Below are 15078 nucleotides of genomic sequence, written 5' to 3'. Positions count from 1 at the left end.
GAATGCATTCCAATGTGGGAGGGGGCTTGCCCCCGATGAGGCCATTAGATCCAACCCATCCTCTGGATCAGCGCCAGACGCCCTTAGCGCTCAACCGCCCGCGATCATGCTCGGCATCAAACACCTGCAACGGCCCCTTGGGCACAATCCCCGTCGGATTGATGGTGCGGTGGCTGGCATAGTAATGCCCCTTGATGTGCGCAAAGTCCACCGTCTCGGCCACTCCCGGCCATTGATAGATTTCCCGCAACCAATTCGACAGATTCGGATAATCGGCAATCCGCCGCAGGTTGCATTTGAAGTGGCTGTAATACACCGCATCAAATCGAATCAGCGTGGTAAACAGCCGTACATCCGCCTCGGTCAGGTACTCACCGGCCAGGTAGCGATGCTCGCCCAGGTGCTGTTCCAAGTGGTCCAGTTCGGCAAACACATCATCGAACGCACGCTCATAGGCCTGCTGCGAGGTGGCGAAGCCTGCGCGGTACACGCCGTTGTTCACGGCGGGGTAGATGCGTTCGTTCAGCGCATCGATGCGCGGGCGCAGAGCCTCGGGGTAGAAGTCCAGGGTGTTGCCGGTCAGCCCGTTGAACGCGCTGTTGAACATGCGGATGATCTCCGCTGATTCATTGCTGACGATGCGCTTGAGTTGTTTGTCCCACAGCACCGGCACCGTGACGCGCCCGGTGTAATCGACCGTGTCGGCGGTGTAGCGCTGGTGCATGAACGCGAAGCCATCCAGCGAGTCGCCGCTGGAGCCGCGGGCCTTGTCGAAGGTCCAGCCGTTTTCCAGCATCAGCCAGCTGACCACGGACACGTCGATCAGACCTTCCAGCCCCTTGAGTTTGCGCAGGATCAGCGTGCGATGGGCCCACGGGCAGGCGAGCGACACATACAGGTGGTAACGACCGGCTTCGGCCTTGAAGCCACCTTCGCCGCTGGGGCCGGGCTGGCCGTCAGCGGTCACCCAGTGGCGGCGTTGTGCCTGTTCCCGCTGGAACGCGCCATCCGCGCTACTTTCGTACCACTGGTCGTGCCAGCGTCCTTCAATCAGCAAACCCATGACTGGCTCCTTGGCTAATAAGCGTTGGAGTCCAGTCTAAAGGGATGAGTTCGAACTAAAAGCGCAAAGATTGCGGGGGAATGATCGATTAAATCGATTTATCCCGTGCGTCCCAGTATTGCTGGGCCAATTCGAACGCTTGCTCCTGCGGATGACCGAGGCCGCGCAAGGCCAGGGCCATGGTGGCGATCAAGGCGAGTTGCGGGTAGCTGTCCTCGACCTCGCCGCGCCACAGCGCTTTCAACTGTTCGGGCTCCAGGCTGGCCGGTTTGACATGGCGCTGGGCGGCGAGGGCGGGCCATTCTTCGTCCCAGCTTTCGCCACCGGTGCTGCCGTAGAGGTGGCTGATCGTGTCGGGGTTGATCTCGATTTCGCCGCCATCGCCCTTGACCACAATCACCGTGTCGCCGAGCAGGCCGCTGGCATCGCGGTGTACGCCCTGGTAGCCGGGATGGAAGATGCTTTGCAGGCCGCAGCGTGCATTCAGCGGGTTGAGCAGGCGTGCCAGGGAGTGGATCGGCGAGCGCAGGCCCAGGGTGTTGCGCAGGTCGATCATGCGTTGCAGTTGCGGGGCCCAGTCGCCCAGCGGGATGAATGCCAGGTTGCCGTGCTCGAAGGCCGTCTCGACCTGCTGCCAATTGCGGCACAGCGGGATCTGTAGACCTTCCAGCAATTGCTCGGTGTACAGCCGGCCGGCCGTGTGGGCGCCGCCGCCATGCATGAGGATGCGTACACCGTTCTGCGCCAGGCACTTGGCGGCCAGCAGGAACCACGGCAGGTGGCGCTTTTTGCCGGCATAGGTCGGCCAGTCGATATCCACCTTCAGCGCCGGGGCGTGAAGGCGCTCGCGCACCGCTTCGGTGAAACCGGCGAGTTCTTCCGGGCTTTCCTCTTTGTGGCGCAGCAGCATGAGGAAGGCACCGAGCTGGGTGTCTTCGACTTTTTCGTCAAGCAGCATGCCCATGGCTTCGCGGGCTTCTTCGCGGGTCAGGTTGCGCGCACCGCGCTTGCCTTTGCCCAGGATACGCACGAACGGCGCAAACGGGTGCTCGGCAGGGGTTTCGAGGGTCAGCGGAGCAAAGTCGGTCATAAGCAATTCGTCGGTCTGGGCAGGCCGGCCAGCTTGGCGGCGAGTTTGGCGGGAGTGCCGTTGAACAGTTTGTTGAGGTGCAGGCTGTTGCCCTTGTCCGCGCCCAGCTTCAAGGCGGTGTACTTGATCAGCGGGCGTGTGGCGGGGGACAGCTGGAACTCTTGATAAAACTGGCGCAGCAGCTCGAGGATTTCCCAATGCGCCGGGGTCAGCTCGAGGGCTTCGGCGGCGGCGAGGGCGTTGGCCACGTCGGCCGACCACTCGTTCAGGTCGACGAGGTAGCCGTCCTTGTCCAGTTCGAGGGTGCGCGCGCCCACGGTCAGGGTGTTCATAGCCAGGTGTTGACCTTGTCGTAGTCGATCGACAGCTGCACGAAACCTGGGTAATCCACGCAGTCGGCCCAGTCGGGCAGCGGCAGGTTGCGCGCCAGGCTGTCTTCGGCCAGCACAAAGACCTTCACGCCTTTGGTCAGCAGCGCCGGGTGACGCAGCCCGTAGGCGCCGTCGCCACAGAGCAGGATCGCATCGTCGCTGCCACAGACGCGCAGGCAGCTGTCGAGGCGGCTATCGGTAAACGGGGAGTGGGACACCACATGTAAAGTCGACATCAGAGGGTTATCACCTGGTCGTAACGGTCAATCAACTGGGAAATCTGTTCGTCGTTCAGCGCCTGTGCATTGACCGGGTGCGTCAGCCCGCGCGCAGCCAGGCTGTGGCCGCAGGCAAACACCTCGTCGATACCGAACAGCCCCAGTGCCTGCAGGTTGGCGCCGAGGTCTTTTTGCTGCACGGCCTTGGCGTCCTGGTGCGGCGCCAGTTGGAACACGCCGTCATCCAGGAACAACAGGCCGATGGGCAGATCGAACGCGCCGCCGGCCAATACGATATCCAGGGCTTCCCGCGCGCTCGGCCCGGACCACGGTGCCTGGCGGCTGATCACCAGCAAGGATTTGGACATGTCACGGCCCTCCAAAACAGATCAGGCGGTCGGCGGCCTGGGTCGCGTCGTGCAATTGCCCAAGGCCCGACAGCTCCCATGGCGCCTCCAGGTTCACCGCGCTGCGCTGGTAACGCGTGGCTTCTTCGCTGTCGAGCACGCCACGGCGGAGGGCGGCGGCGATGCACACCACGGCGTCCAACTGATGCGCGCTGACAAACTCACGCCATTGGCGAGCGATGTCTTGCTCATCCTGTGGCGCAACGATGGTGTTGGAGGCACTGTAGACGCCGTCCTGATAAAAAAACAGGCGCACAATCTCGTGCCCGCCGGCCAGCGCCGCCTGGGCGAACAGCAAGGCGCGACGCGAGGAGGGCGCATGGGCGGCGGAAAACAGTGCTATCGCAAATTTCATGGAACCCCCTGCAAGCAAACGTGGGCCAATGATAAGGCCGCCGCCGGGAAAAAGCCCGCCGTGATCAAAACGGTCACTGCCGATGATCGTTCTGACGATTGCCGTCGGCGCTGAAGGCTGACTACGCTGTCGCCAGTCGAATCGGAAACGGAGTCTCCATGTCAGGTCCTTTGGCGTCCCTTAAAGTACTGGATTTTTCCACCTTGCTGCCCGGCCCGTTTGCGTCGCTGATGCTGGCGGACATGGGCGCCGAGGTGCTGCGCATCGAATCGCCCACGCGCATGGACCTGCTGCGCGTGCTGCCGCCCCACGATCAGGGCACCTCGGCCAGCCATGCTTACCTCAATCGCAATAAGCGCAGCCTCGCCCTGGATCTGAAGCAGGCCGAGGCGCTGGAGATTGTGCGCGAACTGGTCAAGGGCTACGACATCGTGCTCGAACAGTTTCGCCCCGGGGTGATGGAGCGCCTGGGCCTGGGGTATGCGGCGTTGAAGGCGATCAACCCGCGGCTGATTTATGTGTCGATCACCGGGTACGGTCAGACCGGCCCCTACAAGGACCGCGCCGGGCACGACATCAACTACCTGGCGTTGGCCGGAGTGGCCAGCCATACCGGGCGGCGGGACAGCGGGCCGCTGCCGTTGGGCGTGCAATTGGCGGATGTCGCCGGTGGCTCGCTGCACGCGGTGGTGGGCCTGCTCGCGGCGGTGATTGCGCGGCAACAGAGCGGCGTTGGCCAATACCTGGATGTGAGCATGACCGACTGCTCGTTCAGCTTGAATGCCATGGCCGGCGCTGGCTACCTGGCCTGTGGCGTGGAGCCGGGGTGGGAGACCCATGTGCTCAATGGCGGCAGTTTCTACGATTATTACCGTTCCCGCGATGGGCGCTGGATGTCGGTCGGCAGTCTGGAACCGGCATTCATGCAGCAATTGTGCGCCGCGTTGGGGCGACCGGAACTGGCGGCACAAGGTTTGTCGCCCGAGCCTGAGCGGCAAAAGGCGCTCAAGCAGGCGCTGCAGGTTGAGTTCGAGAAGCGCAGCTTCGAGGAATTGTGCGAGTTGTTTGCCGGGGTCGATGCGTGCGTCGAACCGGTGCTGAGCCTGAGCGAAGCCGTGGAGCATCCGCAGTTGAAGGCGCGGGAACTGGTCACCCAGGTGCCGCGGCCCGACGGCTCGACCCAGGCGCAGATGGCTTGCCCGCTGAAGTTCTCCGAAGGGTTGCCAGCCCCCCGGCATATCGGGGCCGCGGTGGGCGCGCACAGTGATGAAGTGCTGATGGAGTTGGGCTTGAGCTCACAGCGCATCAGCGCGTTGCGTGCTGCCAAGGTGATTGTGTAGTGACTGGGCGGGCCTCATCGGGGGCAAGCCCCCTCCCACAATTAGCTCTGTGAACAGGGTCAAAATGTGGGAGGGGGCTTGCCCCCGATGAGGCCCTCACACACACCGCATATTTCACTCGACGCGAGTTTCCCCGGTAAACACCAACGTCTGCCGACAGCGCCTGCACAGATAACGCCGCCCCTGCCTCACCAGTCCATGGCGCTGTGACGAAAACGGGAAGTCGCTGTTGGCACACGGGCAGCGGTAGATATAGCGGGTCACCTGGCGGCGCTTGATCTCATAGGTGTGGCAACGGTCTGGCGGCAGTTCATACACGCCGCGCATGATCAGTTGCCATTCCTCGCCATGGGGCTGGATGCGCTCGCCAAACAATTGGTGGGCGATCAGGTGCGCCACTTCATGGGCCACGGTCTGTTTCAGGAAGTGTTGGCTGTTTTCGCGGTACAACTGTGGGTTGAAGCGCAGCAGGTTTTCGTGCAAATGCGCGACACCGGCTTTCTGGCCCCGCAACTTGAGGCTGACCTGGGGGCGTTTGAAGCTTCGTTTGAAAAAGGATTCGGCTAGCAGGAAACAATCTTCGACGCGGGTATTGAGTTGCTCGGGCATGCTGTACATCTCTCCAGAGGTGGCCAGTATGCCGCAAAGGCGGGTGTTTCCGAATCGGTCAGGCGCCGAATGGTCATGCATGACGCACAAAGCCACCTTGCGGTGGCCTTGCCTGCTGGGTGAAACCGCTTAGTTGGTATAGATCGGGCCAACGCCCAGGCCCCAGACGATCACGGTGAACGCCATGATTGCCACCAGCACGACCAGGCCCACGGCCAGCACCGAGCTGGAAAACAGAAAGCCTTCGTCCGGATCGATGCTCATGAACGTCGGCAACCCCACATACAGCAGGTACACCGTGTAACAGATCGCCGCCGTGCCGACGACCATCCCCAGCCACATGTGCGGGTAGAGCGCCGCCAGCCCGCCGATGAACAACGGTGTCGCGGTGTAGGTGGCAAAGGCGACACAACGCGCCATGCTGGGGCTGGCGTCGTAGGTGCGCGCCATCCAGTGAATGAAGGCGCCCATGACCGCTACGCCGCCGAGCATCGCCAGGTACGACATGATGGTCATCCACAAGGCGCTTTCCTGGGTCAGCATGACCGGGGAGCGACTGCCGATGACCCAGCCGACCTGGGTGGTGCCGATAAAGGCTGATACGGCGGGGATCGCCGCGAGAATCAAGGTGTGAGTGAGGTACATGTGGCTGACGCTTTCTTCTTTATCGCCACGAATTTCCCGCCATTCCTGGTCGGGATGGGTAAAAAGCCCCACGACGTGATGGATCATGCCAGTCACTCCTGTCGTTATTACCATCGCCCCCCATCGGAGCGCCCACGGGCCAGATGGCCTGAAAGGTCTGGATAGTTATGTGCGACCTCAAGTCGCAGTATAGGAAGTGATGACCGGAAAAACCGTAGGGCTTTAGAGCAAATTGCGCTGTAAACAGTGGGCTTAATCGCGGCGCGGTCTGTCGTTGGCAATGCACTCAAGTGGGGGAGGAGGTTTGCTCCCTCCCACATTGGAACTTGGTCAACCTTACCGGTAAAATACCGCGCTTTTCGTCACACACCTCTAGCGGATCCAAGCGCCATGGGCACTCTTACGGTCAACCAGAACAAACTGCAAAAACGCCTGCGTCGCCTGGCCGGTGAAGCGGTCGCCGATTTCAACATGATCGAGGACGGCGACAAGGTCATGGTCTGCCTCTCCGGCGGCAAAGACAGCTACACCATGCTCGACGTGCTGCTGCACCTGCAAAAGGTTGCGCCGATCAAGTTCGAGATCGTTGCCGTCAACATGGACCAGAAACAACCGGGCTTCCCCGAAGACGTGCTGCCGGCCTACCTCAAGACACTGGGCATCGAGTACCACATCGTCGAAAAAGACACCTATTCGGTGGTCAAGGAACTGATCCCGGAGGGCAAGACCACCTGCTCGCTGTGTTCGCGCCTGCGCCGTGGCACGCTCTACACGTTTGCCGATGAGATCGGTGCGACCAAGATGGCCCTGGGGCATCACCGCGACGATATCGTCGAGACATTCTTCCTCAACATGTTCTTCAACGGCTCCCTCAAGGCCATGCCGCCCAAGCTGCGCGCCGATGATGGACGCAACGTGGTGATTCGCCCGCTGGCGTATTGCAACGAGAAGGACATCCAGGCCTACTCCGACTTCAAGCAATTCCCGATCATCCCGTGCAACCTGTGCGGCTCCCAGGAAAACCTGCAGCGCCAGGTGGTCAAGGAGATGCTCCAGGACTGGGAACGCAAGACCCCAGGGCGTACCGAGAGTATCTTCCGCAGCTTGCAGAACGTGATCCCGTCGCAGTTGGCCGACCGTAACCTGTTCGACTTCACCAGCCTGCGTATCGACGAGAACGCCGCTTCGCGCTTCGTCAACGTGGTGAACCTCTGACGTTTCTCAACGCTCTGAACGACGGCGCTCACAGGCGCCGTTTTCATTTCAATCCCCAGGAGAGGGCATGCGCGATTACAAGTGGCTGCACGAATATTGTCTGAACCGCTTCGGTTCGGCGGCCGAACTGGAAGCCCGTCTGCCTGTGCCCAAGACGCCGGCGCAATTACGCCAGATCAGTGATGATCGCTACCTGTCGACCCTGGCGCTGCGGGTTTTCCGCGCCGGGCTCAAGCACAGCGTGGTGGATGCCAAATGGCCTGCATTCGAGCAGGTGTTCTTTGGCTTCGACCCGGAAAAAGTCGTGCTGATGGGCGCCGAGCACCTGGAGCGCTTGATGCAGGACACGCGCATCATCCGCCACCTGGGCAAGCTCAAGAGTGTGCCGCGCAACGCGCAGATGATCCTGGATATCGCCCAGGAGAAGGGTAGTTTCGGCGCGTTTATCGCCGACTGGCCGGTGACCGATATCGTCGGTTTGTGGAAATACCTGAGCAAGCACGGCCACCAGTTGGGCGGGCTGTCGGCGCCGCGCTTCCTGCGCATGGTGGGCAAGGATACGTTCGTGCCGAGCGATGACGTGGTCGCGGCCCTGCACGCGCAGAAGATCGTCGACAAGGCCCCCACCAGCCTGCGCGATCTGGCGACGGTGCAGGGGGCGTTCAACCAGTGGCATGCCGAGAGCGGGCGGCCGATGTGTCAGTTGTCGATGATGCTGGCGTATACGGTCAATCATTGAGACCGAGGTGATGCCATCGTGGGCAAGCCCACTCCCACAGGAAACTGCATTTCAACTGTGGGCTTGTCCGCGATGATGGCGGGTCAGGCCGGCTGACCCTCGCCGGCCAAGCGCCGATCCAACTGGAACCGCCAGCGCACATACAGCAACGCCGTACAGAACAGCGCCAGGCTCGCCAGCATTTCCAGCACGCCGAACCACTGGCGGTTCGGGTCATACGCCGCCAGTGCGCCCTTGATGAAATACAGGTTCACCACAAAGCACATCCATGAATGCCCGCGTGCGCTGCCGATCAGTATCCCCGGCGCCAGCACCAGCAGCGGCACCAGTTCGATCAGCAGGATCACCCACGGCCGTGCGCCGTGCAGGTCGGCGACGAACAGGTAATACACGCAGAGCAAGCCCACCAGGCCGAAAAACGCCAGCAGGCTCAGGGCGCGTGCGACTTTGACCCGCGGCTCCAGCCACGCCTGGGGTGGCAGGATCTTAGGTTTTTTGGCCACGGTCGTTCTCCAGCAACGCAGCGGTTTTCGCCAGGCGCAGGCCGAGGGCCTTGCACAGGGCGATTTCATGTTGATCCAGCAGGCGCTTGCCGTCGGGGCCAGCATGGTGGCTGGCGCCATAAGGCGTACCGCCACCCTGGGTGTCGAGCAGCGCTTGTTCGCTGTAGGGCAGGCCGGTGATCAGCATGCCGTGGTGCAGCAGCGGCAGCAGCATCGACATCAGCGTGGTCTCCTGGCCGCCGTGCAGGCTGGCGGTGGAGGTGAACACCCCGGCCGGTTTGCCGACCAGGGCGCCAGTCAGCCACAGGTTACTGGTGCCGTCGATAAAGTACTTCAATGGCGCGGCCATATTGCCGAAGCGGGTCGGGCTGCCCAGGGCCAGGCCTGAACAGTTCTTCAGATCATCCAGGCTGGCGTACAGCGCGCCTTCGGCCGGAATGCTCGGCGCTACGGCTTCGCACTCGCTGGAGATCGCCGGTACGGTGCGCAGGCGCGCTTCCATCCCGCCTTGTTCGATGCCTCGGGCAATGTGCCGGGCCATTTCGCTGACCGAGCCGTTGCGGCTGTAATACAACACCAGCACATACGGCGCACTCACGGCAGGATCTCCAGCACGCTCTCCGGTGGGCGGCCGATGATGGCTTTGTCGGGGGTTTCGAGGATCGGACGTTCCATCAACTTGGGGTGCTCGGCGATGGCGGCGATCAGCTGTGTTTCGCTGAGCGTCGCGTCTGCCAGGTTGAGGATTTTGTATTCCTCTTCGCCGGTGCGCAGCAATTGGCGTGCGCTGATCCCCAGTTTGCCCAGCAGGGTCTTCAGTTGCGCGGCATTCAGCGGGGTTTCCAGGTAGCGCACCACCGTCGGCGCGAGGCCGCGTGCTTCCAGCAGTTCGAGCGCTCCGCGGGATTTCGAGCAGCGCGGGTTGTGATAAAGCGTCAGATCGGTCATGTGCGGGTCGCATCTTGCGTAAGGTGGCGGGTATTCTACCTGCGCTGCGCCCGGTCCTTAAACCGTAAGAGGCGATCCGTCGCAGCCAACGTTCATTTTTGCGAAGGATTACCCCATGACAAGGCGACTGATCGGTGCATTGGCGATCATCACAACCCTGCTGCTCAGCGGCTGCGGTAATGACTACGGCGTTGACCAATATGGCCAGAAAGTGGCGGCCGAACGCCTGGACAAGCAATGGCTGGTGGTCAACTACTGGGCGGAATGGTGTGGCCCGTGCCGCACGGAAATCCCGGAGCTCAATGCCTTGGCTGAACAGCTCAAAGGGCAGAACGTCGGCGTGTTCGGGGTCAATTTCGACAATGTGCAGGGCGCGGAACTGAAGGAAGCCAGTGACAAGCTGGGCATCAAGTTCACCGTGCTGGCGCAGAACCCGGACGGGATCTTTGATATTCCACGCAGCGAAGCGTTGCCGGTGACTTACATTATCGACGACAAGGGCAAGGTGCGTGAGCAGTTGATGGGCGAACAGACGGCACAAGGCGTGCTGGCCAAGCTCAAGGCCCTGCGCGGTTGAACATGTGGGAGGGGGCTTGCTCCCGATGGCGGTGTGTCAGCCAACATATTCGGTACTGACATAGCGCAATCGGGAGCAAGCCCCCTCCCACAGTTAGATCCCATTGAGCCTGCTATCAGCCTTCTTCCAGCCACAGGCGAATAGGCTTGCCTTCGGCCGGCCAGAAGCGGGTCTGCTCGATCGGCGAGATGTCCCAGCGCTCAACGCCTTGCAGGGCCTGGAAGAAGCGGTGTTCCTGCTCCATCAGGGCGTCGCCGCAGAGTTTGCGCGTACTGCCGATCTTGCCGAAGCTGAGTTTGTCGCCCTCCACGGTGTACGGCGCGAACCAGTGGTTGCACCCGCCGTTGCCGTAGGCGCGCCCATCGGCGCCCAAGGTGACACTCAGGTGCGCGTAATCCATCAGCGGCCGCTCACCGATCCATTCCACCACGTAGCTGTGATCCCGCTCGAGCTTTGCCGCATCGCCAGCGCAGCCCATCAGGCTCGCGCCGACGGCGGCCAGCAGAAGCAGGCCTTTCATTGCGCGGCCTTCTGGCATTTCGGGCAGCGGTGCTTGGCGCCTTCGCTGGCCCAGCCCAACTCGGCAATGCGCGCATTGGCGGCCGGTTGCAGCGGTTCCTTGGTCAGCTTGGTCTCCACCGCGAATTCAAACTCCAGCACGGCCTCGCAGCTGTCGCAGTTGACGTTCCAGGTGTGAATCTCCAGCTCGCCGAACTTCGGCCCTTGGGCCATGGCGACCCACTGACCCGCCGGGCGGATGGAGTAGCGCGCGTCGCCTTCGACGGTGAGGCGCATCGACAGGGTTTTACTGCCGCGCAGGGTGACGATCAGTACGTCGCCATGCTTGATCGAACCACCGTTGCCGGTGACCTGATAGCGGCCCGGCACCAGGGCGCGGCATTCGATCAGGGTGTGTTGCGGGCTCAGCAAGCTGAAGCGGAAATCGTGTTCGGCCATGGTTCCTCCAAATAGGCGCGGCATCCTAGCACGCGCGCCTGCGGATCATGCGCCTGGTATGTGACCGCTGATCATCCGTCGACACGATTCTGCGCCCGGCCATCGGCCCAGGCCGCAATGTTGGCCAGGGTGGTCTCGGCGATCGCCGCCAGGGCCTCGCGGGTGAGAAATGCCTGGTGCGCGGTGATGATCACGTTGGGGAACGTCAGCAGGCGCGCGAGCACGTCGTCCTGCAGGGGCAGGTCGGAGCGGTCCTCGAAAAACAGCTGGGCTTCTTCTTCATACACATCCAGCCCCAGGTAGCCGAGTTGGCCGTCCTTGAGCGCTTCGATCAGCGCGGGGGTGTCCACCAGGCCACCGCGCCCGGTGTTGATCAGCATCGCGCCGGGCTGCATCTGCGCCAGGGAGCGGGCGTTGATCAGGTGCTTGCTGTCGGTGGTGAGCGGGCAGTGCAGGCTGATGATCTGCGCTTCGGCCAGCAGCTCGGGCAGGCTCACATAGCGCGCACCGAGCGCTTGGACCAGCGGGTTGGGGAACGGGTCGTAGGCCAGCAGGTGGCAGCCGAAACCGGCCATGATCTTGGCGAAGGTGGCGCCGATCTGCCCGGTGCCGACCACGCCGACGGTCTTGCCGACAAGGTCGAAGCCGGTCAGGCCATGCAGGCTGAAATCGCCCTCGCGGGTGCGGTTGTAGGCACGGTGCAGGCGCCGGTTCAGGGCGAGAATCAGCGCCACGGCGTGTTCGGCGACGGCATGGGGCGAGTAGGCGGGCACACGCACGATGGTCAGGCCCAGGCGCTTGGCGGCGGCGAGGTCGACATGGTTGTAACCGGCCGAGCGCAGCGCGATCAAGCGGGTGCCGCCCGTGGCCAGGTGCTCCAGCACGGGCGCGCTGAGGTCATCGTTGATAAACGCGCAGACCACTTCGTGGCGTTCGGCCAGGGCCACGGTGTCGAGGGTGAGCCGGGCGGGCTGGAATTGCAGTTCCACGCCGGGCGGCAGCGGCACGCCGAGAAAACTGTCGCGGTCGTAGGTCTGGCTGCTGAAAAGAATGACGCGCATGAAATAGCTCCCTGCAATGTACGTTTTGGTAACGCGGACCCTGTGGGAACGGGCCCGGCGTTGTAAAAAAATCTCAGGCGCTGACCCGCGCTTCACTGGCCAACCGGGCAATGGCCATGTCCAGCTCGTCCAGCGCGGCCATGGCCTTGGCGTCGTCCTGCTTGAGCAGGGTTTCGGCGCGTTGGCAGGCGGCGCGCAGTTGCGGTACGCCGCAGTAGCGGGTGGCGCCATGCAGGCGATGGACGCGTTCGATCAAGGCATGGTTGTCATTGGCCTCCCGGGCGAGGGTAATGGCCAGGCGGTCGGCTTCGAGGGAGGCGAGCAACATGGCGAGCATGTCCGCCGCCAGGTCCGCCTTGCCCGCGGCCAGCCGCAGTCCTTCCTCGTGGTCCAGCACCAGCAATCGCACGCCTGGGCCGAGGCCTTCGGTCGGGCGCTCCGGCCCTTGGTTGCGCAGGGCCAGGCCGGTCCATTTCAGCACCACCTGGGCCAATTGCCGCTCGCTGATGGGTTTGGTCAGGTAGTCGTCCATGCCGCTTTGCAGCAGCGCACGCTTTTCGTTGGCCATGGCGTGGGCGGTGAGGGCCACCACTGGCAGCGGTGTGCCGTGGCGCTCGCTTTCCCACTGGCGAATCGCCTCGGTGCTTTGACGACCGTCCATGCCGGGCATCTGCACGTCCATCAGCACCAGGTCGAAGGTTTCCTGCTGGACGGCATTGATGGCCGCATAGCCGCTTTCCACGGCCTGGACCTTGGCGCCCATGTCTTCCAGCAGGGTTTGCACCAGCAACAGGTTCGCCGGGTTGTCATCCACGCAGAGCACCCGCGGCGCGCGGCTGGACAACGGTTCACCCGGTTCGCAGCGCGTGGGGCGCGGGCTGATCAGGTCGGTCAGGGCGCGGCGCAGCTTGCGCGTACACGCGGGCTTGGCCTGCAACTGGCTGTTGGGGTTGGGCACCGACGGGCTGAACAGCATTTGCTCGGTGGTCGGGCACAGCACCAGCACCTTGCAGCCCAGGTGTTCGAGGTCCCACAGATGCTGGTTGAGGCGCTCGGGCGGGAGGTCATTGGCGGTGACGCCGAGTACCGCCAGGTCGATCGCCTGTTCGGTCTGATGCGCGCCGGTGATGCCGTTGGTCAGGCTTTCCAGGGTATTGAACGGCGTGACATCCAGGCCACAGTCTTCGAGCTGGTGTTGCAAAGCCTGGCGCGCCAGTTCGTGGTTTTCCAGCACGGCCACGCGGCGGCCGAGCAGCGGCGCGCAGGGCAGGTCTTCGACGTCGTCGCGGGTCTTGGGCAGGTTCAGGCTGATCCAGAATTCCGAGCCTTCGCCCGGTGTGCTGTCGACGCCGATTTCGCCGCCCATCTGCTCGATCAAGCGCTTGGAAATCACCAGGCCCAGGCCGGTGCCGCCCGGTTGGCGCGACAGCGAGTTGTCGGCCTGGCTGAACGCCTGGAACAGCGCACGCACGTCCTGGTTGGACAGGCCGATGCCGGTGTCCTGCACGCTGATGCGCAGTTGCACACTGTCTTCCTGTTCATCCTCGATCATCGCCCGGGCCACGATGGTGCCTTCGCGGGTGAACTTGATCGCATTGCTGATCAGGTTGGTCAGGATCTGCTTGAGGCGCAGCGGGTCACCCACCAATGCCAGCGGCGTGTCGCGGTACACCAGGCTCACCAGTTCCAGCTGTTTGGCATGGGCGGCGGGGGCGAGGATGGTCAGGGTGTCTTGCAGCAGGTCACGCAGGTTGAAGGGCACGCTGTCGAGTACCAGCTTGCCGGCTTCGATTTTCGAGAAATCGAGGATCTCGTTGATGATGCCCAGCAGGTTATCGGCGGACTTTTCGATGGTGCCCAGGTAATCCAGCTGGCGCGGTGTCAGCTCGCTTTTTTGCAGCAGATGGGTGAAACCGAGGATGCCGTTGAGCGGGGTGCGGATTTCGTGGCTCATATTCGCCAGGAACTCCGACTTGATGCGACTGGCCTCCAGGGCTTCCTTGCGCGCCAGGTCCAGCTCGATGTTCTGGATCTCGATGGTTTCCAGGTTCTGGCGCACGTCTTCGGTGGCCTGGTCGATGCTGTGCTGCAGTTCTTCCCGGGCGTTCTGCAGGGTCTCGGCCATGCGGTTGATGCCTGAGGCAAGTTGGTCCAGCTCCTGGCTGCCCAGCGCCGGCAAGCGGGTTTCCAGGTTGCCGTCCTTGAGTTGGGCCACGGCTTGCTTGATCTGGCCGATCGGCGAATTGATGGTGCGGCTGATGCGCAGGGCCAAGGTCGCCGTGCAGATCAGGCCGATGGCGATCAGCAGCAGGCTGGCGAACAGGCTGCGATAACCGCGCAGCAACATGCCGTTGTGGGACAGTTCCACCTCGACCCAGCCAAGCAAGCGGTCGGATTCATCGGGAATCAACTCGCCGGCAAGGTTGCGATGACGGCCAAACACCGGCAGCAGATAGCGCGTGGCGTCGTTACCGGTGCGCTGCAACAGGTGCGAGCTGTTACCCACCGGCGGCTGGTTGAGCATGGTCGGGCCGGCGTGGGCCATCGACGAGCGGTCCGGCGCAAGGAAGGAAACGGCGCGCACGTCCTGTTGTTCCAGGGATTGGGTGGCGATGCGTTCGAGCAGGTCGGCGTTCTTGCTGCTCAGCGCCGGAGCCACCAGTGGGGCCAACTGCTCGGCGATCATTTCGCCACGTTGCAGCAACTGGGATTGCAACTCCGAGAGCTGCATCCAGGTGAAATAGCCGCCCAACAACAAGGCCATCAGACTGGTCGGTAATAAGGTCAGCAACAGTACGCGGCCTTTTATCCCCATTCTTCTAAGCACGCCACTCTCCTGCTACCACGTTGTGATCGATCGCCCGTGCAGGCATCCGGCCCGCACCCCTGCGCAGTGTAGCCATTTGCGCGGCGTGGAATCTTGCAAATTAATGACAGCAGGCAATCTTCGGGCCATTTGGCGCGACGTGGCGATTGCCTG

At 62.8% G+C, this 15078-nt stretch carries 19 protein-coding genes; 4 read left to right on the top strand and 15 right to left on the bottom strand.

Going from position 1 to position 15078, the window contains the following annotated elements; genetic code table 11:
* Window positions 1-67: 67 nt before the first annotated feature.
* From NR164_RS12490 to tusD, 6 genes are all read right to left on the bottom strand, one after another.
* Complete coding sequence (locus NR164_RS12490; RefSeq protein WP_256822806.1) at window positions 68-1063, bottom strand: glutathione S-transferase family protein; 996 nt, start codon at window positions 1061-1063, stop codon at window positions 68-70.
* Window positions 1064-1151: 88 nt separating this feature from the next.
* Window positions 1152-2153, bottom strand: coding sequence for a glycosyl transferase family protein (locus NR164_RS12485; protein WP_256822805.1), 1002 nt, complete (start codon window positions 2151-2153; stop codon window positions 1152-1154).
* The gene (locus NR164_RS12480; RefSeq protein ID WP_017848035.1) at window positions 2150-2485 is read right to left on the bottom strand and encodes a TusE/DsrC/DsvC family sulfur relay protein; all 336 of its coding nucleotides are present in this window, start codon (window positions 2483-2485) and stop codon (window positions 2150-2152) included. Before NR164_RS12480 ends, NR164_RS12485 begins: the two co-directional genes overlap by 4 nt.
* Entirely contained in the window at window positions 2482-2760 is a 279-nt protein-coding gene (gene tusB, locus NR164_RS12475; protein WP_017848034.1) for a sulfurtransferase complex subunit TusB, read from the bottom strand. Before tusB ends, NR164_RS12480 begins: the two co-directional genes overlap by 4 nt.
* Complete coding sequence (gene tusC, locus NR164_RS12470) at window positions 2760-3110, bottom strand: sulfurtransferase complex subunit TusC (protein ID WP_079444186.1); 351 nt, start codon at window positions 3108-3110, stop codon at window positions 2760-2762. The genes tusB and tusC overlap by 1 nt, the downstream gene beginning before the upstream one ends.
* A 1-nt stretch (window position 3111) precedes the next feature.
* Entirely contained in the window at window positions 3112-3504 is a 393-nt protein-coding gene (gene tusD, locus NR164_RS12465) for a sulfurtransferase complex subunit TusD (protein WP_079444185.1), read from the bottom strand.
* A 158-nt stretch (window positions 3505-3662) separates the two neighbouring features.
* On the opposite strand from tusD, the gene NR164_RS12460 reads away from it, so the two are divergent.
* Window positions 3663-4844 carry a CaiB/BaiF CoA-transferase family protein gene (locus NR164_RS12460; RefSeq protein ID WP_256822804.1) on the top strand — a complete coding sequence of 394 codons (1182 nt, stop codon included), beginning with the start codon at window positions 3663-3665 and terminating at the stop codon, window positions 4842-4844.
* A 114-nt stretch (window positions 4845-4958) separates the two neighbouring features.
* On the opposite strand, the gene NR164_RS12455 is transcribed toward NR164_RS12460, so the two are convergent.
* Together NR164_RS12455 and NR164_RS12450 are read right to left on the bottom strand one after the other, a co-directional pair.
* The gene (locus NR164_RS12455) at window positions 4959-5453 is read right to left on the bottom strand and encodes a SprT family zinc-dependent metalloprotease (protein WP_046385234.1); all 495 of its coding nucleotides are present in this window, start codon (window positions 5451-5453) and stop codon (window positions 4959-4961) included.
* A gap of 129 nt (window positions 5454-5582) precedes the next feature.
* Window positions 5583-6185, bottom strand: coding sequence for a Yip1 family protein (locus tag NR164_RS12450; RefSeq protein WP_256822803.1), 603 nt, complete (start codon window positions 6183-6185; stop codon window positions 5583-5585).
* 303 nt (window positions 6186-6488) lie between these two features.
* Between NR164_RS12450 and ttcA the strand changes: the two genes are divergently transcribed.
* Both ttcA and NR164_RS12440 read left to right on the top strand, forming a co-directional pair.
* Entirely contained in the window at window positions 6489-7313 is an 825-nt protein-coding gene (gene ttcA, locus NR164_RS12445) for a tRNA 2-thiocytidine(32) synthetase TtcA (protein WP_017848028.1), read from the top strand.
* Window positions 7314-7380: 67 nt separating this feature from the next.
* Window positions 7381-8052 carry a DNA-3-methyladenine glycosylase I gene (locus NR164_RS12440; protein WP_017848027.1) on the top strand — a complete coding sequence of 224 codons (672 nt, stop codon included), beginning with the start codon at window positions 7381-7383 and terminating at the stop codon, window positions 8050-8052.
* Between the two features lie 83 nt (window positions 8053-8135).
* Here the strand turns inward: NR164_RS12440 and NR164_RS12435 are convergent, their stop codons facing one another.
* From NR164_RS12435 to arsC, 3 genes are read right to left on the bottom strand one after another with little or no spacing between them, the layout of a single operon-like run.
* Window positions 8136-8555 (bottom strand): DUF2069 domain-containing protein, encoded by a 420-nt coding sequence (locus NR164_RS12435; RefSeq protein ID WP_017848026.1) that lies wholly within the window; start codon window positions 8553-8555, stop codon window positions 8136-8138.
* A complete protein-coding gene (gene wrbA / locus NR164_RS12430; protein WP_256822802.1) occupies window positions 8539-9153 on the bottom strand; it encodes an NAD(P)H:quinone oxidoreductase in 615 nt (204 codons plus the stop codon). Before wrbA ends, NR164_RS12435 begins: the two co-directional genes overlap by 17 nt.
* Window positions 9150-9503 carry an arsenate reductase (glutaredoxin) gene (arsC, locus tag NR164_RS12425; protein ID WP_256822801.1) on the bottom strand — a complete coding sequence of 118 codons (354 nt, stop codon included), beginning with the start codon at window positions 9501-9503 and terminating at the stop codon, window positions 9150-9152. The genes wrbA and arsC overlap by 4 nt, the downstream gene beginning before the upstream one ends.
* A gap of 115 nt (window positions 9504-9618) precedes the next feature.
* Between arsC and NR164_RS12420 the strand changes: the two genes are divergently transcribed.
* A complete protein-coding gene (locus tag NR164_RS12420) occupies window positions 9619-10080 on the top strand; it encodes a TlpA disulfide reductase family protein (protein WP_017848023.1) in 462 nt (153 codons plus the stop codon).
* 115 nt (window positions 10081-10195) lie between these two features.
* Here the strand turns inward: NR164_RS12420 and NR164_RS12415 are convergent, their stop codons facing one another.
* The 4 genes from NR164_RS12415 to NR164_RS12400 all read right to left on the bottom strand — a co-directional run bounded on the left by NR164_RS12415 (window position 10196) and on the right by NR164_RS12400 (window position 14925).
* A complete protein-coding gene (locus NR164_RS12415) occupies window positions 10196-10600 on the bottom strand; it encodes an META domain-containing protein (RefSeq protein ID WP_017848022.1) in 405 nt (134 codons plus the stop codon).
* Entirely contained in the window at window positions 10597-11037 is a 441-nt protein-coding gene (locus NR164_RS12410) for a hypothetical protein (protein ID WP_169881558.1), read from the bottom strand. Before NR164_RS12410 ends, NR164_RS12415 begins: the two co-directional genes overlap by 4 nt.
* Before the next feature lie 71 nt (window positions 11038-11108).
* A complete protein-coding gene (locus NR164_RS12405; protein ID WP_256822800.1) occupies window positions 11109-12098 on the bottom strand; it encodes a 2-hydroxyacid dehydrogenase in 990 nt (329 codons plus the stop codon).
* A 73-nt stretch (window positions 12099-12171) separates the two neighbouring features.
* The gene (locus tag NR164_RS12400) at window positions 12172-14925 is read right to left on the bottom strand and encodes a response regulator (RefSeq protein ID WP_046382920.1); all 2754 of its coding nucleotides are present in this window, start codon (window positions 14923-14925) and stop codon (window positions 12172-12174) included.
* Window positions 14926-15078: the final 153 nt, after the last annotated feature.

The organism is Pseudomonas sp. Pse79, assembly GCF_024519615.1.
GTDB lineage: Bacteria > Pseudomonadota > Gammaproteobacteria > Pseudomonadales > Pseudomonadaceae > Aquipseudomonas > Aquipseudomonas veronii.
This window is presented reverse-complemented; position numbering and strand designations above follow the sequence as displayed.